Source organism: Pseudomonas sp. W2Jun17 (assembly GCF_023127795.1).
In the GTDB taxonomy this organism is placed as follows: Bacteria; Pseudomonadota; Gammaproteobacteria; order Pseudomonadales; family Pseudomonadaceae; genus Aquipseudomonas; species Aquipseudomonas synxantha_A.
The window spans coordinates 142,553-163,519 of record NZ_SPKO01000009.1 but is presented as its reverse complement, the minus strand read 5'-3'; the positions used below and the strand labels follow the sequence as shown (position 1 = coordinate 163,519).

The 20,967-nt window shown below is 59.5% G+C and carries 23 protein-coding genes; 13 read left to right on the top strand and 10 right to left on the bottom strand.

The genetic code is table 11. The features are described from left to right. Positions 1-16 precede the first annotated feature (16 nt). Complete coding sequence (locus E4O98_RS08175; RefSeq protein ID WP_103733660.1) at positions 17-910, bottom strand: LysR family transcriptional regulator; 894 nt, start codon at positions 908-910, stop codon at positions 17-19. 104 nt (positions 911-1,014) lie between these two features. Between E4O98_RS08175 and E4O98_RS08170 the strand changes: the two genes are divergently transcribed. Next, positions 1,015-2,193, top strand: a complete 1,179-nt coding sequence (locus E4O98_RS08170; RefSeq protein ID WP_248092022.1) for an MFS transporter — start codon at positions 1,015-1,017, stop codon at positions 2,191-2,193. Here the strand turns inward: E4O98_RS08170 and E4O98_RS08165 are convergent. Then, positions 2,137-2,535, bottom strand: a complete 399-nt coding sequence (locus tag E4O98_RS08165) for a DUF2177 family protein (protein WP_032879998.1) — start codon at positions 2,533-2,535, stop codon at positions 2,137-2,139. The genes E4O98_RS08170 and E4O98_RS08165 overlap by 57 nt on opposite strands. 112 nt (positions 2,536-2,647) lie before the next feature. Further along, on the bottom strand, positions 2,648-3,484 hold the full coding sequence (locus tag E4O98_RS08160; RefSeq protein WP_019820451.1) for a S1-like domain-containing RNA-binding protein: 837 nt from the start codon (positions 3,482-3,484) through the stop codon (positions 2,648-2,650). A gap of 322 nt (positions 3,485-3,806) precedes the next feature. On the opposite strand from E4O98_RS08160, the gene E4O98_RS08155 reads away from it, so the two are divergent. The 3 genes from E4O98_RS08155 (at position 3,807) to E4O98_RS08145 (ending at position 5,858) form a co-directional block, all read left to right on the top strand. Next, complete coding sequence (locus tag E4O98_RS08155) at positions 3,807-3,986, top strand: hypothetical protein (RefSeq protein ID WP_003193095.1); 180 nt, start codon at positions 3,807-3,809, stop codon at positions 3,984-3,986. A 213-nt stretch (positions 3,987-4,199) separates the two neighbouring features. Then, positions 4,200-4,922 (top strand): TorF family putative porin, encoded by a 723-nt coding sequence (locus E4O98_RS08150; RefSeq protein ID WP_005790212.1) that lies wholly within the window; start codon positions 4,200-4,202, stop codon positions 4,920-4,922. A gap of 66 nt (positions 4,923-4,988) precedes the next feature. After that, positions 4,989-5,858, top strand: a complete 870-nt coding sequence (locus E4O98_RS08145; protein WP_103733657.1) for a DUF6279 family lipoprotein — start codon at positions 4,989-4,991, stop codon at positions 5,856-5,858. A 39-nt stretch (positions 5,859-5,897) separates the two neighbouring features. On the opposite strand, the gene E4O98_RS08140 is transcribed toward E4O98_RS08145, so the two are convergent. Further along, positions 5,898-6,299, bottom strand: coding sequence for an Eisosome component PIL1/LSP1 family protein (locus tag E4O98_RS08140; RefSeq protein WP_248134668.1), 402 nt, complete (start codon positions 6,297-6,299; stop codon positions 5,898-5,900). 154 nt (positions 6,300-6,453) lie between these two features. On the opposite strand from E4O98_RS08140, the gene E4O98_RS08135 reads away from it, so the two are divergent. Further along, on the top strand, positions 6,454-6,729 hold the full coding sequence (locus E4O98_RS08135; RefSeq protein WP_248134666.1) for a hypothetical protein: 276 nt from the start codon (positions 6,454-6,456) through the stop codon (positions 6,727-6,729). A gap of 47 nt (positions 6,730-6,776) precedes the next feature. Here the strand turns inward: E4O98_RS08135 and E4O98_RS08130 are convergent, their stop codons facing one another. Continuing rightward, a complete protein-coding gene (locus E4O98_RS08130; RefSeq protein WP_005790219.1) occupies positions 6,777-8,123 on the bottom strand; it encodes a DEAD/DEAH box helicase in 1,347 nt (448 codons plus the stop codon). A 192-nt stretch (positions 8,124-8,315) separates the two neighbouring features. Here E4O98_RS08130 and E4O98_RS08125 point away from each other — a divergent pair, with 192 nt between their 5' ends. Then, entirely contained in the window at positions 8,316-9,608 is a 1,293-nt protein-coding gene (locus tag E4O98_RS08125; RefSeq protein ID WP_103733655.1) for a mechanosensitive ion channel family protein, read from the top strand. 16 nt (positions 9,609-9,624) lie between these two features. Here the strand turns inward: E4O98_RS08125 and E4O98_RS08120 are convergent, their stop codons facing one another. Beyond that, positions 9,625-10,191 (bottom strand): TetR/AcrR family transcriptional regulator, encoded by a 567-nt coding sequence (locus tag E4O98_RS08120; protein WP_248134664.1) that lies wholly within the window; start codon positions 10,189-10,191, stop codon positions 9,625-9,627. A gap of 127 nt (positions 10,192-10,318) precedes the next feature. Between E4O98_RS08120 and E4O98_RS08115 the strand changes: the two genes are divergently transcribed. Further along, entirely contained in the window at positions 10,319-11,107 is a 789-nt protein-coding gene (locus E4O98_RS08115; RefSeq protein ID WP_248134663.1) for an SDR family oxidoreductase, read from the top strand. Positions 11,108-11,170: 63 nt separating this feature from the next. After that, a complete protein-coding gene (locus E4O98_RS08110; RefSeq protein WP_248134661.1) occupies positions 11,171-12,202 on the top strand; it encodes an NADP-dependent oxidoreductase in 1,032 nt (343 codons plus the stop codon). Here the strand turns inward: E4O98_RS08110 and E4O98_RS08105 are convergent. The 3 genes from E4O98_RS08105 to E4O98_RS08095 form a co-directional block, all read right to left on the bottom strand. Further along, on the bottom strand, positions 12,156-13,028 hold the full coding sequence (locus E4O98_RS08105; protein WP_005790229.1) for a carboxylate/amino acid/amine transporter: 873 nt from the start codon (positions 13,026-13,028) through the stop codon (positions 12,156-12,158). The two genes, E4O98_RS08110 and E4O98_RS08105, sit on opposite strands and share 47 nt — an antisense overlap. Positions 13,029-13,231: 203 nt before the next feature. Then, positions 13,232-13,831, bottom strand: a complete 600-nt coding sequence (locus E4O98_RS08100) for an FMN-dependent NADH-azoreductase (RefSeq protein ID WP_103733652.1) — start codon at positions 13,829-13,831, stop codon at positions 13,232-13,234. A gap of 151 nt (positions 13,832-13,982) precedes the next feature. After that, entirely contained in the window at positions 13,983-14,297 is a 315-nt protein-coding gene (locus E4O98_RS08095; RefSeq protein ID WP_032879985.1) for a hypothetical protein, read from the bottom strand. Positions 14,298-14,346: 49 nt separating this feature from the next. Between E4O98_RS08095 and E4O98_RS08090 the strand changes: the two genes are divergently transcribed. The 5 genes from E4O98_RS08090 to aqpZ all read left to right on the top strand — a co-directional run bounded on the left by E4O98_RS08090 (position 14,347) and on the right by aqpZ (position 19,446). Then, complete coding sequence (locus tag E4O98_RS08090; protein ID WP_005790234.1) at positions 14,347-15,270, top strand: LysR family transcriptional regulator; 924 nt, start codon at positions 14,347-14,349, stop codon at positions 15,268-15,270. Positions 15,271-15,284: 14 nt separating this feature from the next. Further along, positions 15,285-16,088 (top strand): alpha/beta hydrolase, encoded by an 804-nt coding sequence (locus E4O98_RS08085; protein ID WP_248134659.1) that lies wholly within the window; start codon positions 15,285-15,287, stop codon positions 16,086-16,088. A 3-nt stretch (positions 16,089-16,091) separates the two neighbouring features. Next, on the top strand, positions 16,092-16,655 hold the full coding sequence (locus E4O98_RS08080) for a peptidylprolyl isomerase (RefSeq protein ID WP_032879982.1): 564 nt from the start codon (positions 16,092-16,094) through the stop codon (positions 16,653-16,655). Between the two features lie 82 nt (positions 16,656-16,737). Beyond that, a complete protein-coding gene (locus tag E4O98_RS08075) occupies positions 16,738-18,570 on the top strand; it encodes an ABC transporter ATP-binding protein (protein ID WP_032879980.1) in 1,833 nt (610 codons plus the stop codon). 174 nt (positions 18,571-18,744) lie between these two features. After that, complete coding sequence (gene aqpZ, locus E4O98_RS08070; RefSeq protein ID WP_005790241.1) at positions 18,745-19,446, top strand: aquaporin Z; 702 nt, start codon at positions 18,745-18,747, stop codon at positions 19,444-19,446. Between the two features lie 118 nt (positions 19,447-19,564). Here aqpZ and E4O98_RS08065 read toward each other — a convergent pair whose 3' ends face one another. Beyond that, complete coding sequence (locus E4O98_RS08065) at positions 19,565-20,698, bottom strand: GNAT family N-acetyltransferase (protein ID WP_032879978.1); 1,134 nt, start codon at positions 20,696-20,698, stop codon at positions 19,565-19,567. Positions 20,699-20,967: the final 269 nt, after the last annotated feature.

The following is a 20,967-nucleotide window of genomic DNA, read 5'->3' as shown; positions in this document are numbered from 1 at the left end:
AATCCTGACGGATCGCTCAAGCGATGGCGCGCGTATCTGCCAGGCTTGCCGGGCTGCCTTCGTGCTGCAGGTCGATCCATGCATTGAGGTTAGCGCCGAGCATACCCTTTCGCCACATCAGCCAGGTGGTCGCAGTGGCAAAAGGCCCGGTCAGCGGATGAACGGACACGCTGTCCTTGCCTGGCAGGCTGTCGAGCATCGATTGCGACATCAACGCCACCCCCGAACCGGCGATCACACACGCGAGCATCCCTTGATAGGACTCGATCTCGATAGCCCGCCCCATGGCCACATGCTCGTGGGAAAACCAGGTTTCCAGGCGCGTGCGATAGGCGCAGCTGCGTCGGAACGTGAACACAGATCGCCCGGCAACGTCCTGGGGACCGCGCACCGGTGGGTGATCGGCTTCGCAAATCAATACCAGGCGCTCTTCGCACAACGGTACGCCATCCAGGGTCGCGATGGTCAGCGGACCGTCCACAAACGCTGCGTCCAGCCGTCCGGTAATCAAACCTTCCAGCAGCTCCCCGCTGGGCGCCGACTGCACTTGCAGGTTCACCATGGGGTAAGTCCTGTGATAGCGCGCCAGCAGCTTGGGCAAATGCACCGCGGCGGTGCTGTACATGCTGCCCAGCACAAAATCACCAGCCGGTTGCCCGCCTTGTACGGCGCCGTGAGCTTCGTCATGCAGCGCCAGCAGCCGAGTGCTGTAGTCCAGCAGCACTTTACCCGCAGGAGAAAGCTGCAACCGCTGGCGCTCACGCACAAACAGCTCGACTCCCAGTTGCTCCTCCATCTGCTTGAGGCGGGTCGACAAGTTCGATGGCACGCGGTGCAAACGTTCAGCGGCGCGGGTGATGGAGCCCTCTTCCGCCACGGCCTGGAAAATCCGCAATTGACTGAACTCCATACCTTTCTCCAAAACTGAACAAGTTACTCACTATTATTCAATTTTACAGAAAGTCAATCCGCCTTAGCCTACAAGTCATTCGCTTTCCTGTAGGAAACCTAAGCATGTCACCGCAGATTCGTTTACTCGCCAGCTTTATCGCCCTGATGATGGCCATGGGCATTGGCCGCTTCGCCCTGACCCCGCAAATGCCGCATTTACTCAGCGAAGGTCAGGTCGACCTGGCGGACGCCGGGCTGATCGCGGCCGCCAATTACTTGGGCTACTTTGTGGGCGCGGTGGATTCGATCTTTGCTCGCAGCCATCATCATGTACGCGGCCGCCTTTATGGCGGGTTGTGGCTCTGCGTCCTGCTGACGCTGGCGTCGTACTGGGCCCATGGGTTCTGGCCGCACTTGCTGTTGCGCTTCGGAACCGGCGTGGCCAGCGCCTGGGCTCTGGTGATGATTACCAGCCTGAGCCAGCCGCTGGCGATCGCCGCCGGCCGGCCGCGTCTGGGTGCGCTGGTATTTGCCGGGCCGGGACTTGGGATTGCGCTGACGGGGCTGCTGGCGCTGGGCTCGAACTTGCTGGGGCAAGGCTCCGCCATGCTGTGGCTGGTCTACGGCATCGTTGCCCTGGTGATGCTGCTGGCGATCCTGCCCTTTTTACCCAAGCCAACCCTCACGGCGCCTGCTGAAACCCGTGCAAGCAACAACGGCAGCATCGCGCATCTGTGCTGGATCTATTTCCTGTTCGGCCTGGGCTACATCATCCCCGCGACCTTTCTGTCGCAGATGGCCAACGCACAGTTCAACGGAGCCTGGCAGGCCGATCTGTTCTGGCCCTGCTTCGGCCTGGCTGCCGCTGTAGGTGTGGTGGTGGCAAGTCTGCGCCGCAAGAGCCCGGACACCACGCGCCGATGGCTGATCGTGACCTTGTGGCTGCAAGCGGCCGGGGTCTTCGCCTGCCTGCTCGGTAACGGTTGGGGCCTTGCGCTGGGCGTGTTGTTGTGCGGCGCGCCCTTCCTGGCCTGCATGCAACTGGTAATGGCGCGCCTGCGCGAGGTTGCACCCAACGGCTACCAACGCAGCACAGGGCTACTGACCGCCAGCTTTGCCATCGGCCAACTGAGCGGTCCGCTACTGGCCTCGATGAGCAGTCACCTCAGTGGTGGTCTGCACCCGGCGTTGATCGTCGCCGGTGCCGGGTTGTTGGTGGCAGGCTCGGTCTTGATCAACCGCCAACTACCGATGCACACGCCGTGCACACAGGTGGCCGACGGTGCAGCACAGGGCGGTTAAACAGGTGCCCCACGCCATGTCCATCACCGCGAGCCCGGCGGACCAGCCCTGAAGCGTGGCCCAATTGCTCAAATCATAAGTGCCATAGGCCACCAGGCCCAGCAGTGCGCCCAACCGCGCAGCACGTTGCCAACTGGCACTGGGCAAGACCACGAACACCACACAACCGAGGACATACAGCAGATAGAACAACACCGCAGGCAACAGGCGCGGCTGATCAAGCATCAGCGGGCCGAGCAGGGATTTGTAGGTGGGGCCCATCAGCACGCCGAGCCAGAGGCCGTCGAGGACCAGGAAGGCGAGCAAGGTGCCGAGGTAGGCGAAGAGCGGTCTCTTGGACATGACACGAGCCTTTGTAGGAGCGAGCTTGCTCGCGAAAAACGTACATCCGACGCCACACTGCGCGTGGAATATTTTCGCGAGCAAGCTCGCTCCTACAAAGAGCCAGGCGCGATCAGCTTAGTTCAATGCGGTCGGCGTGAATCACGATCTGGCCTTGCTTGTAGAGCGCACCAATGGCCTTTTTAAAGTTGCCTTTGCTGACGCCGAACAAGTTGCTGATCACCGCCGGATCGCTTTTGTCGCTGACCGGCAGGGTGCCGTTGTTGTCACGCAACTTGGCGAGGATCTTGGAGTTGAGGCTGGAGGCCGCTTCCTGGCCGACCGGTTGCAGGCTCAGGCTGATGTTGCCATCGGCGCGAATCTCCTTGATGAAGCCTTTTTCTTCCTTGCCCGGGCGCAGGAACTTGAACACTTCGTTCTTGTGGATCAGGCCCCAGTGCTTGTTGTTGATGATTGCCTTGAAACCCATGTCCGTGGCTTCAGCCACCAACAGATCGACTTCCTGGCCCACCTGGTAGTTGGCTGGCGTCTTGTCCAGGTAACGGTCAAGACGTGCGGTGGCGGTGATGCGCTTGGTGTGCTTGTCGAGGTAGACGTGCACCACGCAATATTCACCCGCCGTCAGCTGGCGCTTTTCTTCCGAATACGGCAGCAGCAGATCCTTTGGCAGGCCCCAGTCGAGGAACACCCCGATACTGTTGACTTCCACAACTTTCAAACTGGCAAATTCGCCGACTTGAACTTTGGGCTTTTCAGTGGTGGCGATAAGTTTGTCATCGCTGTCCAAGTAAATGAAAACATTGAGCCAGTCTTCATCTTCACTGGGAATATCTTTAGGGATATACCGATTAGGCAAGAGGATTTCCCCATCTTGCGCACCATCGAGGTACAAACCAAAGTTAGTGTGCTTGACCACTTGCAAGCTGTTGTAGCGCCCGACTAAAGCCATTTCCAATACCCTCATTGCGTGGGCGGCATTCTACCCGAGTTGGGCCCTGCACGCGCGCGCGCCTGAAAAATCGCGGGCTGGCATGGCGTTCTATTGGCATCGCCCCGCTCGTCTGATCAATCGGTTGAATTTTTCCGGGCCGCCAACCTCGCACACGCCCATGGTTTCGAGCTAAAACAGTAAGTTAGCGGCTTATTTCATCATTAAACCTGGGCTCTTTCCCAGCCTGGCCTATATTCTCAGGGGATATTTGCCAAGCAATTGTCAAGTATTTCCTGTACGATGCCTGGCCAAGTTAATTCTCTACAGGTTAGTGGCCGCCATGCGTGTAAAAGCATCCAACAGCAAAGCAAAGCCAGCTCCCGCCGTTGAAACCAGCGAATCGATCAACAGCCAGATTGCTGCTTTCCTCAAGTCCGGCGGCGAAATCCAGCAAATTGCCAAGGGCGTGAGCGGCCAGACTTTCGGCCCGTCCAAGCAGATCAGCCTGGGCAAGAAGTAATCGTCCTACCTGCGCACTGCATCTGGTCCCTAAGCGTCTTGCCTTCAAGGCGCTAGGACTAGAGTTGGAAACACCCTCGTACACCCTTCAATACCAAGCTAATCGACGAACGGGCCTCAATGCCTGGCATTCGCCGGTATCCTTGCACACGTCTAGCACGGGCATCTGCTCGAACCCATCCGTTACTGCTCCTCGCTTTTCATGGAGTGAAGCATGCTTAAACGCTGTATTTTCCTGGTCAGCATTCTGATCGCCAGCCCTTTGGCCGAAGCGCAGATTTTTCAGCGTGAACTGGGCGACTTCGACCTGAAATTGGGCACTACCCCCAGCCGTAGCATGGCCCAGGGCCTGGTCAAGCCCACCTCCCCTGGCAGTGACTCGTTCCACGGAGGCCTGGACCTTACCCACGACAGCGGCCTGTATTTCGGCCAGTTTTCACCGAATATGGGCCTGTCGTCGGCCAACAATCTCGAAGTTGACTCCTACCTGGGTTTCAAACGCCCTTTCGACCAGACCCTGGGCTATGAAGTGGGCTTGATTCACTACAGCTACCCCAAGGTCAGCCCCCTCGACAGCCAGGAGTTCTACGGCGGCCTGAACCTGTTGGGCAACCGCTTCGGCGTGTCCTTCAGCAACGACCCCGACCGTCAGGACAGCACCCTGTTCGCCGACCTCGGCGGCACCCAGCCGTTCGGTATCGGCGTCAGCATGAAATACACCACCCACCAATTGGGCACACCGGTGTCGGTGGAAAACGGCGCCATCAGCAGTTTCAGCGACTGGTCGGTGCAATTCTCCCGGGCCTGGAAAGGCATCGACCTGGATCTGATCTACAGCGACTCCAGCCTCAGCGGCGGTGACTGCTCGGCCTACTCCGGACACAACTCGCAATGCGACGGCCTGTTGACCTTGAAGGCCGTCCGGCCGTTTTATTGATGGGCTGAACTGTCGCACCCCGCGCAGGTTCACATGCATTAATCCCATCCGTGCAAGGACTCGCCCATGTTGCGCCGGCTCAAACTCCTGGTGGTACTGCTGACCCTGAGCCTGGTGCTCGCCGGCTGCAATCGCGTGGGCCTGGCCTACCGTAATCTCGACGTGATCATCCCCTGGACCCTCAACGACTACCTGGACATGAATGCCGGGCAGAAGAGCTGGTTCAACGACACCCTCAAGGAACACCTGGCCTGGCATTGCACCACGCAATTACCGGGCTACCTGGACTGGCTGGACCACCTGCAGCAGATGGTCGACAGCCAGCAAATCACTGACGCCGCGCTGCAAACCCGAACCGTGGAAGCCAAGCAGGCGATTGCCGAGATCGCGCGGGAGATCACCCCGTCCGCCGTGCAGTTGCTGCAGGGTCTGGATGATCAACAGGTCAAGGACATGAGCGACGCCCTGGCCAAAGACCTGCGCAAACGCCAGGATGAATACCTCAAACCGCCGCTGGCCCAGCAGATCAAGGAACGCGCCCAGCGCATGAGCAAGCGCCTGGATGCCTGGATCGGCCCGCTAAGCGCCAGCCAGCAAAACCGTGTAACGGCGTGGTCCAACGCTTTGGGCGAACAGAACCAGGCGTGGATCGGCAACCGCGCCCATTGGCAGGCGCAGTTTATCGAGGCCGTTGAACACCGCCACGACGCCGACTTCCCGCAGAAAATGCAACGTTTGCTGGTGGACAGGGAGAGCCTATGGACGCCTGAATACCGCGCTGCCTATGCCCAGACCGAAGCGGCGGCGCGCAGTCTGATCGTGGACCTGATGGCTGAGAGCACCGAGCAACAACGTCAGAAGCTGAGGCAAAAAATCGACGGCGTACGAGGCGATTTCAAAGCGCTTAAATGCCTCAAAGCCGGCGCAAATCAATAGGGAGGGGAGCAGGGCTCCCACCCACATTGGATTCAGGGGTTAGATAGCGCCACCGGCAATCGCAGCTTTGGAAGAGACTTGATCGAAGGTCGCCTCCTCCAGCGCGTCCTCCTGCTCGTTCATCACTTGACGGGGGTGCTCATGGCCAGGAATCGAACTGTCGATCAACGCCAACAGGCTTGCACCGCGCGCGGTCAAGATGAAGTTTTCACCATTGCCGCCTTCCTCTCCGGGGCGCGACTCAATAAACCCGCGCTTGAACAACAACGCCTCGTAGTCCGCAGCGGTTTTTTTCAGCGCGTCCAGGTTCCCGGTGTCCTCGCCAGCCGTAGCCTTATCAGCGGCTTCCTGCTCGGCGTATTTACGCGGGGCGAAGCTGCCCTCGCCGTTCTGCACTTCGTGCAGCAGACGTTCGATCAGATCCCAGTTGTAAGTCGTCATCCTGATTCCTCCTGCAGGCCGATGGAAAATTAGCCCGTCATAGGTAGTGACACGTGGGGGCACTGGCCGTTCACCCGGATAGACGGGCGTCATTTCTCTGAACTTTCCAGACGTTCGCCGCCTCAACTGCCTATACCGCCAAGGAGGTCCGACCATGAAAACCCTGATGAACCTGGCGATTGCCGCCACATTGTTAAGCGCCCTGCCCGCCTGGGCTTGCACGCCTGAAGAGGCCACGGCCAAACGCGAAGAACTGGCCAAGCAAGTGACCCAGCTAACGGAGCAGAATCCCCAGAAAGCCAAGGAGATGAATGCCCAGTTGCAGAAAATGGACCTGGACACCGAAAGCGCCGAGTTTCCCGACAAGTGCCAGTTGATCGATGCGCGGCTCAAGGAGCTCAAGGAAGCGGCAGCCAAAACCAACAACTGATGGCGAAAAAAAACCGGACATCGTCCGGTTTTTTTATGCCCGCCTGCTTATTCGGCAGCCGGTGCTTCTGGCTTGCGGCGCTTGAGCGGCGCCATGCCGTCCTTGCTGACGAGCGACAGGTTGTCGGTCTTCGGCCGGTTGGCGATCTTGCGCTTGGTCGGCGATTTGGCGCCGGTTTTCTTTTTGTCGCCCTTGGCGTCAGTCTTTTTCTTCTTCACGCCAACGGCCTTGCCCGACGCCTTGACCTTCTTCGGCCCGGTGTAAGTGCCTTTGACTTCCTTGATGGTACGGCGCTCGAACGACTGCTTGAGGTAGCGTTCAATGCTCGACATCAGGTTCCAGTCGCCGTGGCAGATCAGCGAGATGGCCAGGCCATCGTTGCCGGCACGCCCGGTACGGCCGATACGGTGCACGTATTCGTCGCCGCTGCGGGGCATGTCGAAGTTGATCACCAGATCCAGGCCATCAACGTCCAGGCCACGCGCAGCGACGTCGGTGGCTACCAGGATCTTCACGCCGCCAGCCTTGAGGCGGTCGATGGCCAGCTTGCGGTCCTTCTGGTCTTTCTCGCCGTGCAGCACGAACGCCTTGTATTCCTGCGCGACCAGACGCCCGTAGATACGGTCGGCGGCGGCACGGGTGTTGGTGAACACGATGGCCTTCTGGTAGGTCTCGTTGGCCAGCAACCAGTTGAGGATCTGTTCTTTGTGCACGTTATGGTCAGCGGTCACGATCTGCTGACGCGTGGTTGCGTTCAGGTCACTGACGTTGTTGACCTGCAAGTGCTCAGGGTTGTTCAGCACCTTGGCAACCATGTCGCGCAGGGTTGAACCGCCGGTGGTGGCGGAGAACAACATGGTCTGCTGGCGATTGACGCATTCAGCAACCAGGCGCTGCACGTCATCGGCAAAGCCCATGTCGAGCATACGGTCGGCTTCGTCGAGCACCAGTACTTCGACTTCCTTGAGGTCGAGGTTGCCGGCGTTGAGTTGCTCGATCATGCGCCCCGGGGTACCGATCAGGATGTCCGGCACCTTGCGCAGCATGGCAGCCTGGACCTTGAAGTCTTCGCCGCCGGTAATGATGCCGGACTTGATGAAGGTGAATTGCGAGAAGCGCTCGACTTCCTTGAGGGTCTGCTGGGCCAGCTCACGGGTCGGCAGCAGGATCAGGGTCTTGATGCTGACGCGGACCTTGGCCGGGCCAATCAGACGATTCAGAACCGGCAAGACGAAAGCGGCGGTCTTGCCGCTGCCGGTTTGAGCCGTCACCCGCAGGTCACGCCCTTGGAGCGCGAGCGGGATGGCCGCTGCTTGCACAGGCGTAGGCTCGACAAATTTAAGCTCGGCCACGGCTTTGAGCAGGCGTTCGTGCAGGGCGAATTGGGAAAACACGGGTGCTACCTCGAAGAAATACAAAATATCAGCGCCATAGGTTACCGGTTTCGGGCGGCCAAACCGAGTTTCTTTACGCGAACAGGGCTAATCAGCTGCTTTTTTGTGAGCGATTTTGTCCAGAGCGTCAACTTTTTTGCACTTAAATGCTCTAATCGCCCCGTGTTGTCTTACAGAAGAATCGGTTCACTCATGGATATCAAACAGCTCTGGCTCAACGTCCAAGACCTTTGGGGCGCCCTCGATGAACACCCGGTCCTGCATTCCAGCCTCGGCTTGCTGGTGCTGCTGGTGGTGGCATTGCTGGTTGGACGGGTAGCACGTTACCTCATCCTGCACGCAGTCAAATTGCTTGGCCGGCAACCGGCCCTGCACTGGCTGAACGATCTGCGACATAACAAAGTCTTCCATCGGCTGGCGCAAATGACGCCGTCCCTGGTGATCCAGTTCGGCCTGTACCTGGTACCTGACCTGAGCAAGACCGCCATTCTGTTTATCGGCAATGTGGCCCTGGCGATCACCATTCTGTTTATGGTGCTGGCCATGAGTGCCCTGCTCAATGCGCTGCTGGATATCTACGCACGCACCGAACACGCACGCACCCGCTCGATCAAGGGTTATGTGCAGTTGGCAAAAATGGTGTTGTTCGTGTTTGGCGCAATCATCATCGTCGCCACCCTGATCGACCGTTCGCCGCTGCTGCTGCTGTCGGGCCTGGGTGCGATGTCGGCGGTGATTCTGTTGGTGTACAAGGACACGCTGCTGTCGTTCGTCGCCAGTGTGCAATTGACCAGCAACGACATGCTGCGGGTCGGCGACTGGATCGAAATGCCCCAGGTCGGCGCCGACGGCGATGTGGTGGACATCACCCTGCATACGGTCAAGGTGCAGAATTTCGACAAGACCATCGTTTCCATCCCGACCTGGCGCTTGATGTCCGAGTCGTTCAAAAACTGGCGCGGTATGCAGGCCTCCGGCGGGCGGCGCATCAAGCGCAGCCTGTACATCGATGCCAGCGGCGTGCGCTTTTTGCGCGATGACGAAGAAGTGCGCATGACCCAGGTGCACCTGCTCACCGGCTACATCGGTCGCAAACAGGCCGAACTCAAGGCCTGGAACGAGGCCCAGGGCCACAGCGCGCAACTGTCGGCCAACCGCCGGCGCATGACCAACCTCGGCACGTTCCGCGCCTATGCCCTGGCGTATCTGCAAAGCCACCCGGACATCCAGCCGAACATGACCTGCATGGTGCGCCAGATGCAAACCACCGCCCAAGGCGTGCCGCTGGAGATCTACTGCTTTACCCGCACCACCGCGTGGGCGGATTACGAGCGGATCCAGGGGGATATTTTCGATTATCTACTGGCAGTGTTGCCGGAGTTCGGGTTGAGCCTGTATCAGCAGCCAAGCGGTAATGACCTGCGCGCCGGCGTACTGCCGGCGTTGGCCGGGGCCGCGCAACTACCCGCCATCGAAACGGCGTGAAGTGATCCGAACGGGATTACGGCAGTGATGCCGTAATCTCCCGGCGGCAAACCTCAAGCACTTCATCAGCCAAAGCGGAATCATCCGGGCACGCCCGCGATAACAAGATTGCGCCAATGGCATGGGCCATCCTGTTGAGCATTTTCGCGCGCACGTCTTGCTGTGGCTCGTCCTGCGTCGTGTTGTACTTTGCCTCCAGGGCTTGCAGCGTGTTTTCCAGCCCGTTGGCGAAAGTCTCCTTAAGCGTGTCCGATTGACGCGCAGCGTCTGCACACAACGCCGCCAACGTGCACCCGCCGCCGCGATGATCGCGGTGCTGCCGGGACAGGTAAACCTCGAAAAACTCCCCCGCCTCCATCTCCATGCTGCTGGCGAGCGACTGCGCCAGGCCATTGGCGGCCGCTTCTGCCATCAAATCCGCCTTGGAGCCGAAGTGCTTGTAGAAGCCGCCCTGGGTAAAACCAGCGGCAGCCATCAATTCGGCCACACCCACCCCATCGAAACCACGTTCACGAAACAGCGCGGAAGCCGTCGCGACGATATGCGCTCGATTGTTCTGTGATTGCGTCTTGGTGATCTTCATTTCTATGCGCTCCTGCTGCCCTGCGATAGAGGGATCTTACTATGATGTCGATCATAATCAAAACCGTTGACAGCTTTGATTATGATCGACATCATAAAACCTCCCTGCACTCACTGAGCATCACACCATGAGCACTTCCAAGACCGTTCTCATCACTGGCGCCTCGACCGGCATTGGTGCCGCCTACGCCGAACGTTTTGCCCAGCGTGGTCACGACCTGGTTCTGGTCGCCCGCGATACCAAGCGCCTGGAAGCGCTCGCTGCACGTCTGCGTGAAGAGCACGTCATCACTGTTGATATCCTCCCCGCTGACCTGACCCAGATCGCTGACCTGGCAGCGGTCGAAGCACGTCTGCGCGAAGATTCCAGCATCGGTACGCTGGTCAACAATGCCGGTGCCGCACAGTCCGGCAGCTTCATCGAACAGTCCACCGACAGCGTCGCTCAATTGGTCGCGCTCAACACCACCGCGCTGGTACGGCTTGCCAGCGCCATTGCCCCACGCCTGGCGGCAGCCGGCAATGGCGCTATCATCAACATTGGCTCGGTGGTGGGCCTGGCGCCGGAGTTCGGCATGACCGTATATGGCGCGACCAAGGCATTCGTACTGTTCCTGTCCCAGGGCATGAGCCTTGAGTTGGGCGCCAAAGGTGTCTATGTGCAAGCCGTGCTACCGGCCGCTACGCGTACCGAGATCTGGGACCGGGCGGGCATTGACATCAACACTCTCACAGATGTGATGGAGGTAGGTGACCTGGTCGATGCGGCGCTGGTCGGTTTCGACCGTCGTGAGCCCGTGACCATCCCGCCCTTGCAGGACGGCGCACGCTGGGATGCCTTGCAGGCAGCCCGACAAGGCTTGCTGTCGCAGATCAAGCAGTCCGAGGTTGCCGAGCGGTACCTGACCCAAGCCTGATCAACCTGTTGCAGGCGCGCTCTATGCGCCTGCCCTCCCTCTCGAAGCGATGAGCGTTGAACCATGAAGGCATTTTCCATCGAACGTTACGGCAAACAGACCGGTCGCATCACCGAAGCGCCAACACCAGTGGTGGGTGAGCATGACGTGCTGGTTCAAGTACATGCCAGCAGCGTCAACGTGCTGGATGCAAAAATCGCCAAGGGCGAATTCAAACTGATTCTGCCGTATGCATTGCCGTTGATACTGGGCAATGACCTGGCTGGCGTGGTGCTCAGCGTCGGGGCCGCGGTGCGACGCTTCAAGCCGGGTGACGAAGTGTATGGCCGCCCTCCACAGCAGCGTATCGGCACGTTCGCCGAGCTGATTGCGGTACGCGAGGACGCACTGGCACGCAAACCTGCAAACATCACGATGGAGCAAGCCGCCGCCCTGCCTCTGGTCGCATTGACGGCATGGCAAGTACTGGTTGAAACAGCGAGGCTGAAAAAAGGCCAGAAGGTCTTCATTCATGCCGGTTCCGGCGGAGTCGGCAGTATCGCCATCCAGCTTGCCAAGCATTTGGGCGCATTTGTCGCAACGACGACCAGCACCGCCAATGTCGAGTGGGTCAAGGCACTGGGCGCCGATGTAGTGATCGACTACAAGCAGCAAAACTTCGAAACCCTGCTCAATGATTATGACGTCGTCTTGAACAGTCTCGGTCCGGACGCACTGGCAAAGTCACTCGACATTCTCAAACCGGGCGGTCAACTCATCTCCATCTCCGGGCCACCGACGCAGGCGTTTGCTCGAGAGCAGCAGCTGTCGTGGCTATTGGGCCTGGTCATGGGTGTGTTGAGCAGCGGTATACGCCGCAAAGCGCGCAAACAAGGCGTGCGTTATGACTTCCTCTTCATGCGCGCCAACGGCGCCCAATTGGATGAACTGACCGCGCTGGTGGAAGCCGGCATTATCAAGCCGGTGATCGACCGCACCTTCCCTTTCGAGTCCACAGCCCAAGCCCTGAGCTATGTCGAACAAGGCCGCGCCAAAGGCAAAGTGGTGATCACGATGACAGCGCCGCCCGCGCCTGGCGTGCGCCGAGCCGACTGATCCACACCGCGCCCAGAATCACCAGGCCGCCCAGGGCCAGACGGCCCAGCGGCTCATGCTGATTCCAGATCAGCAAGTTCAACAGCAGCCCCACCGGTACATGCAGGTTGTTCATCACCGCCAGGGTACCGCCATTGACCAGACAGGCGCCCTTGTTCCACCAGTACATGCCCAGCGCGGTGCTGACCAAACCAAGGAACACCAGCACGCCCCATTGCAGCGGCGCTTGCGGCAAGAAGTCAGCCTTGCCGAACAGCAGGAACGCCGGCAACACCACCAGCAAGGCGCCCAGGTAGAAATAACCGAAACGCCGGAAGTGCGGTTGGTCACTGGGATAACGCGCCACCAGATGCTTGTACATGACTTGCCCGGCGGCGTAGGTGAAGTTGGCCAATTGCAGCAGCAAGAATCCCATCAGGAAGTGCGGGGTGATCTGATCGAAACGAATCACCGCCGCACCGCCCACCGCCACCAGGGCCGCGACCAGTGCCCAAGGATTGAAGCGCCGATTAAGCGCGTCCTCGATCAGGGTCACATGCAGCGGTGTGAGGATGGTGAACAGCAGCACTTCCGGCACCGTCAGCACGCGAAAGCTCAAGTACAGGCATACGTAGGTCACGCCGAACTGCAATGCACCGATCACCAACATGCCGCGCATGAACGCAGGCTCCACCGAGCGCCAGCGCGTCAGCGGGATAAAGATCAGCCCGGCCAGCACCACGCGCACCAGCACTGCGAAGTAGCTGTCGACGTGACCGGCGAGGTATTCGCCGATCAAGCTGAAGGAAAATGCCTGAATCAGGGTGACAACCAGTAAATAGCCCATGCGCGCCTCGTTTCGAATGGGCGCGACATTAAAGCTTTTCCAGCCTTGAAGAAACTCAAGGCAAAAAAAACCCGACCTCGCTAAAGCGGCAGTCGGGCAGGAGCACTCAGGAGCAACAAGTGCAAAGGGAGGTTCGATACGCGTACTTGAAGGGTTGGCGTGGCGTTATATAAACAGCCCGCGATTATCTGGCGATTAACGGATCACGCCACCTGTGCGAGCAGGGCTTTGGCATGGTTGATGCCTTTTTCCTGAAAGTCGCTGCTCAGGTTCACCCCTTCGGCGTGAATGAAGGTCACGTCGTGAATGCCGATAAAGGCCATCACCTGGCGCAGGTAGGGTTCCTGGTGGTCCGAGGTGGCCCCGGTGTGAATGCCGCCACGGGCGGTCAGCACGATGGCACGTTTGCCGGTCAGCAAGCCTTGCGGCCCGGTGGCGGTGTACTTGAACGTTACGCCGGCGCGCAGGACGTGATCCAGCCAGGCTTTGAGGGTGCTGGGGATGGCGAAGTTGTACATCGGTGCAGCCATTACCAACACATCGGCGGCGAGCAATTCGTCGGTCAATGCGTTGGAACGCTCCAGGGATACCTGCTCGCTGTCGTTACGCTGATCTTCAGGTTTCATCCAGCCGCCAAGGAGGTTGGCGTCCAGGTGTGGAACCGGGTTGAGTGCCACGTCGCGCACGGTGATCTGATCGGCTGGGTGGGCAGCCCGCCATTGGCTGATGAACTGTTGCGTGAGCTGGCGAGAGATAGAATCCTGCTGGCGCGCACTGCTTTCGATGATCAGAACGTTGGACATGGCTATGTAGGCTCCATCGGTGAATGTTGTAAGTCGATGGAGAAAAGATTAACCAGGGCTCATTCGATAAAAAAGCGCAAAAAACTGCTATAACCCATCTATAAATTTGTTTATAAGCGGAGTACTCCTGTAGAAAGGCTCCGCTATCGCTTTATTTGGGGCTGCAGTCCAAGGCAATGCGCATCTTGATGATGGAGCGGTTGAACTTGACCGTGGTGTTGGTGCTTTTGCCTGCTGGCACGCTCACGGTGCGACGGCGCGGCGATTCCGGGCCGTTGGTGAAGATTACCGAACACACAGCATCCTGGGTGCCGTAGTTGTTCAGCTGAATCGAGCTGATGTCTGCGTCCACGTCGGAGGCGGTGTAATCAATGCTGACGCCATCGATCTTTTTCGTCACGTCGATAGGGTAGGCAAATACGCTCATCGGCAGCAGCGCCAGCAACACACAACACAATTTTCTCATTCGGCAGTCTCCAATAAGGACTGCCAGCTTAGGACAAGAGGAGCTCATGTTGAAAGCGCCCCGCGTTACCCTCGATCAATGGCGCACGTTGCAGGCCGTGGTTGACCATGGCGGCTTCGCCCAGGCGGCTGAAGCGCTGCACCGTTCGCAATCCTCGGTGAGCTACACCGTGGCTCGTATGCAGGATCAACTCGGCGTGCCGCTGCTGCGCATCGACGGGCGCAAGGCGGTGCTGACCGAGGCCGGTGAAGTGCTGCTGCGTCGCTCCCGGCAGTTGGTGAAGAACGCCAGTCAACTTGAGGACCTTGCCCATCATATGGAACAGGGATGGGAGGCCGAAGTGCGCCTGGTAGTGGATGCGGCCTATCCCAATGCGCGCCTGGTGCGCGCCCTGACTGCGTTTATGCCGCAAAGTCGCGGCTGCCGCGTGCGCTTGCGTGAAGAGGTGTTGTCCGGCGTCGAAGAACTGCTGATCGAAGGCGTAGCCGACCTGGCAATTTGCGGTTTCAGTATCCCCGGTTACCTGGGCACCGAAATGAGCGATGTGGAATTTATCGCCGTGGCCCACCCCGAACATGCGTTGCACCGCATGAATCGCGAGCTGAGTTTCCAGGACCTGGAAAGCCAGATGCAGGTGGTCATCCGCGACTCCGGCCGCCAGCAACCGCGCGACGTGGGTTGGCTGGGCGCCGAACAGCGCTGGACCGTCGGCAGCCTGGCTACCGCCGCCGCCTTCGTGGGCAGCGGCCTGGGCTTTGCCTGGCTGCCACGGCACATGATCGAGCGCGAACTGGCCGAAGGTGTACTCAAGCAACTGCCCCTGGAACAAGGCGGCAGCCGTCACCCGACGTTCTATCTCTACTCCAACAAAGACAAACCCCTGGGGCCGGCGACGCAGATTCTCGTGGAGCTGCTGCGCACGTTTGACACCGCTCCCCTGGACGCGCCTTTCGCCGCTCCCCGACAAGCCTGAAACGGAGTTCATCCATGGCCTGGTTCGACCACGAAGGCTGCAGCCTGCACTACGAGGAATACGGCCACGGCACGCCGCTGATCCTGATCCACGGCCTGGGCTCCAGTAGCCAGGATTGGGAGCTGCAAGTGCCGGTACTGGCTCGGCACTATCGCCTGATCGTGGTCGACGTGCGTGGGCATGGCCGCTCCGATAAGCCCCGCGAGCGCTACAGCATCCAGGGCTTCACGTTCGACCTGCTCGCCCTGATCGAGCACCTGGACCTGCCGCCCGCCCACGTTGTGGGTTTATCCATGGGCGGCATGATCGCCTTCCAACTGGCGGTGGACGACCCTGCGCGAGTCAGAAGCCTGTGCATCGTCAACAGCGCGCCCGAAGTCAAGGTGCACAGCGCAAGTGACTATTGGCAGTGGGGCAAACGCTGGACCCTGGCCCGCGTACTCAGCCTGCGCACCATCGGCAACGCCCTGGGCGAACGACTGTTCCCCAAACCTGCCCAGGCCGACCTGCGCCGCAAGATGGCCGAACGCTGGGCAAGCAACGACAAACGTGCTTATCTCGCCAGCTTCGACGCGATTGTGGGCTGGGGCGTGCAGGAACAACTTTCGCGAATTACCTGTCCAACCCTGGTCATCAGCGCCGACCACGACTACACCCCCGTGGCGCAGAAAGAAATCTATGTAAAACTGCTGCCCGATGCGCGACTGGTGGTGATCGAAGATTCCCGCCATGCCACGCCCTTGGATCAACCCGAAGTCTTTAACGCGACCTTGCTCGATTTTCTAAAGACAGTCGAAACCACTACCCAGGATCACTGACCCATGCTGAAAAAAATCGCCTTCTTTGCCGGTTCTGTTCTGTTCGCTGCCAACCTGATGGCGGCCGAACCGGCCAAGGCGCCCCACGTATTGATCTCCACCACCAATGGCGACATTGAAATCGAACTGGACCCGGTCAAGGCGCCGATCAGCACCAAGAACTTCCTCGCCTATGTCGACAAGGGTTTCTATACCAACACGATTTTCCACCGCGTGATCCCGGGCTTCATGGTCCAGGGCGGCGGGTTCACCCAGCAGATGTCGCAAAAACCGACTGAAGCACCGATCAAGAACGAAGCCAGTAATGGCCTGCATAACGTGCGCGGCACGCTGTCCATGGCCCGCACCAATGACCCGAACTCGGCCACCAGCCAGTTCTTCATCAACGTAGCCGACAATGCCTTCCTCGACCCGGGCCGCGATGCCGGTTACGCCGTGTTCGCCAAAGTGGTCAAGGGCATGGATGTGGTCGACATCATCGTCAACTCCCAGACCACCACCAAACAAGGCATGCAGAACGTGCCAATCGATCCTGTGTTGATCAAGTCGGCCAAGCGCATCGACTGAGGTCTGCAGGTAGCTTCGCGTGGTGCCCACACGGCACCGCGCGCATTTGAAAGGAGAGCCCGCCCGGCGGGCGTCAAACCCAATGCTCTATCGTCGCTTTGAACAACTGATCGATATTTTCCGCGACGCTCCCAGCGCGGCCCCTCCCGAAAAAGTCCTGCCCTTCTATCTCTATTACCTGCGCCAGGTCTGGCCCTGCTTCGCCGCACTGTTGGTGGTGGGGCTGGTCGGTGCGCTTATCGAAGTGGCGCTGTTCAGCTATCTGAGCCGCATCATCGACCTGGCCCAGGGCACACCACCGGCGAATTTCTTCCAGATCCACAGCGCCGAGCTGATCTGGATGGCCGTGGTCGCCCTGCTGCTGCGCCCGGTTTTCAACGGCCTGCATGACTTGCTGGTGCACCAGACCATCAACCCAGGCATGACCAGCCTGATTCGCTGGCAGAACCACAGCTACGTGCTCAAGCAGAGCCTGAACTTTTTCCAGAACGATTTCGCCGGGCGCATCGCCCAGCGGATCATGCAAACCGGCAACTCCTTGCGTGATTCGGCAGTGGCGACGGCAGAAGCCATCTGGCACGTATCGATCTATGCCATCAGTGCCCTGGTGCTGTTTGCCGAGGCCGATTGGCGGCTGATGATCCCGCTGATCACCTGGATCATCTGCTACAGCCTGGCCCTGCGTTACTTCGTACCGCGCGTGAAGGAGCGCTCGGTGATTTCCTCGGAGGCGCGCTCCAAATTGATGGGCCGAATTGTCGACGGCTATACCAATATCACCACCTTGAAGCTGTTCGCCCATACGCAGAATGAACAGGAATACGCCAAGCAAGCGATCATCGAGCAGACCGAAAAAACCCAACTGGCCGCCCGTGTGCTCACCAGCATGGACACCGTGATCTGTATCTTGAACGGCCTGCTGATTGTGACCACCACCGGCCTGGCCCTGTGGTTGTGGACGCAGTCGCTGATTTCCGTCGGTGCGATTGCCTTGGCCACTGGCTTGGTTATCCGCATCGTCAACATGTCCGGTTGGATCATGTGGGTGGTCAATGGCATCTTCGAAAATATCGGCATCGTGCAGGACGGCCTGAAAACCATCGCCCAGCCACTGGCCGTGACCGACCGTGAAAACGCCCCGCGCCTGAAAGTCCCCAATGCCCAAGTGCACTTTGAGCAGGTGGATTTCCACTACGGCAAGAAGAGCGGGATCATTGGCGGCCTCAACCTCAACATCAAGGCCGGGGAAAAGATCGGTTTGATCGGCCCGTCCGGCGCGGGCAAGTCGACCCTGGTCAACCTGCTGCTGCGCCTCTACGACCTGCAAGGCGGCCGCATCCTGATCGACGGCCAGAACATCGCCGAAGTGGCCCAGGAAAGCCTGCGTGCACAGATCGGCATGATCACCCAGGACACATCGCTTCTGCACCGTTCGATCCGTGACAACCTGCTGTATGGCAAGCCCGACGCAACTGAGGAAGAACTCTGGGCTGCGGTGCACAAGGCTCGCGCCGATGAGTTCATCCCGCTGTTGTCGGATTCCGAGGGCCGCACCGGGCTGGACGCCCATGTCGGTGAGCGCGGGGTGAAACTCTCTGGCGGTCAACGTCAACGTATCGCCATCGCCCGCGTGCTGCTCAAGGACGCACCGATCCTGATCATGGACGAAGCCACCTCGGCATTGGACTCGGAAGTGGAAGCGGCGATCCAGGAGAGCCTGGAAACTCTGATGCAGGGCAAGACCGTGATTGCGATCGCCCACCGGTTGTCGACCATCGCACGAATGGACCGCTTGGTAGTGCTGGAGAAAGGCCAGATTGCCGAAAGCGGCAGCCATGCCGAGTTGCTGGCGCAGGGCGGGCTTTATTCGCGGTTATGGCAGCACCAGACCGGCGGATTCGTCGGAATAGACTGATTTCATTGGATAGGTGCCCGGGCAATTCCGAACAATTCTGACAGTTTTCTCTATCGAACTGGTCTTGCGACACAATCCTGCTGTACTGCAATCAGGCCCCAGGAGGGCCCTGATTTAGGCGGCAGGGAAGCTTCACAGACCGTTAATCAGATAGAGCAATCTAAGGAAGTGTTCATGTCACTGTTCAAACGTTCCGTAACGGAAGGGCTGGGTACGTTTTGGCTGGTGTTGGGCGGTTGCGGGAGTGCGGTGCTGGCCGCAGCGTTCCCCAATGTCGGAATCGGCCTGCTCGGCGTGGCCCTGGCCTTCGGGCTCACAGTGCTGACCATGGCGTTTGCCATCGGGCACATCAGCGGCTGTCACCTCAACCCGGCCGTTTCGGTGGGGCTGGTAGTGGGCGGAAGGTTTCCGGCCAGAGAGTTGCCGGCCTACATCGTGTCTCAGGTGATCGGTGCCACCATCGCCGCTGCGCTGCTGTACTTTATTGCCAGCGGCAAACCCGGCTTTGAACTGGCGAGTGGTCTGGCCTCCAACGGCTATGGAGAACACTCACCCGGTGGTTACTCGATGGCAGCAGGATTGGTCTGTGAACTGGTGATGACGGCGATGTTCGTGCTGATCATCCTGGGCGCTACCGACCGCCGTGCCCCCGCGGGCTTTGCCCCCATCGCCATTGGCCTGGGGCTGACGCTGATCCACCTGATCTCGATCCCGGTCACCAACACCTCGGTCAACCCGGCCCGCAGCACGGGGCCCGCGTTGATTGTCGGCGGCTGGGCGCTTGAACAGTTGTGGCTGTTCTGGCTTGCGCCGATCCTGGGCGCGGTGATCGGTGGCATTACGTACCGATGGTTGGGCGCAGAAAAGCCTGCCTGACCAAACCCCTCTAGGAGCGAGCTTGCTCGCGAAAAACGTCAACGATGACGCAGGCTTCCAGATGCAGCCCGCTTCGCCTAAGCGTTCTTCGCGAGCAAGCTCGCTCCTACAAGGTGTTTCACTTGCTGTCAGGTTGCCGATAAGGCAAAGCCGCCCTCGCCTCTTCGGCATACGCCAGAATCCCCACCCGTTCACGTTCAAGAAAGTCGTGCACGGCACTCTTGAGCCCCGGATGGCGCAGGTAGTGCCAGGACCGCGTGATCACCGGCTCAAACCCGCGAATCAATTTGTGCTCGCCCTGGGCCCCCGCATCGAAGCGTTGCAGGCCGTGGGCGATGGCGTAGTCCATGCCCTGGTAGAAACAGGTTTCGAAATGCAGCCGGTCGAACTCCCCCAGGCAGCCCCAGTAGCGGCCGTAGAAGCTGTCGCCACCGATCAAGCTGAACGCCATGGCCACCGGACGCGGGCCTTGCTTGGCCAGCACCACGCGGATCGCCTCGGGCATACGTTCGGCCAACAGGCTGAAAAACGCCCGTGTCAGATAGGGCGCTTGGCGGCGCACCGCATAGGTGTTGGCATAGCAGGCATAAACAAAATCCCATTGGGCCTCGCTCAATTGATGACCTTGCAGCCACTCGAACTCGATGCCCTGCCCGGCCACTTGTTCACGCTCTTTGCGCATCTGCTTGCGCTTGCGTGAACTCAAGGCATCAAGGAAGTCCTGGAAGTCGCGATAGCCACGGTTCTGCCAATGAAACTGGCAGCCCAGGCGTTGCATCCAGTCGGGCTGCCGGGCCAAGGCGTCGTCGGCCAAAGCGTCGGTGAAATTGATATGGGCGCTGGAGAGCCCTTCGATTTCCAGGTAACCCGGCAAACTTTTGAGCAACTCAAAGCCGTCTTCGGCACTGGCGGCCAATAAACGCGGCCCGCTGACCGGACTGAACGGCACGGCTGTCAGCAGCTTCGGGTAGTAATCAATCCCGGCACGCTCGCAGGCTTCGGCCCAGCCATGGTCGAACACGTACTCGCCATAGGAGTGCCACTTGCGGTAACTGGGTAATGCCGCCACCAAACGCGGGCCTTCCCAGTGCAGCAGATGTTCCGCCTGCCAGCCTGTTTGCGGGCCCAGGCTGGCGCTGTCTTCCAGCGCGCTCAAAAACCCATGCCGCACAAAAGGCTGGGCCTGCGGCACCAGGGCATCCCAAGTGTGAGCAGCGATTGCGGACAGGCTGTCCAGGCGTTGCAGTGGCATCGACATCCTCATTGTTTCGCGGCATGAAAGCCTGGGCAGTATCGCTTATCGCAGCCTGGCGTACATCTGCAAAACGCGCCGACAGAACGCCCAAGCGTTAGTTCCTTCCCGTTACAAGCTGTCATCTACATGAAATCACTTAGCCACTACTCCGTCATAAACGGCCGCGATACTGACGCCAGTTTTTAGAGCGTCCGGATCTACCGGGCGACATTTTTTCCGTCCGTCATGGGTCGGTTGTGTCCTGGATGGTTTGCCATCCCTCCTCA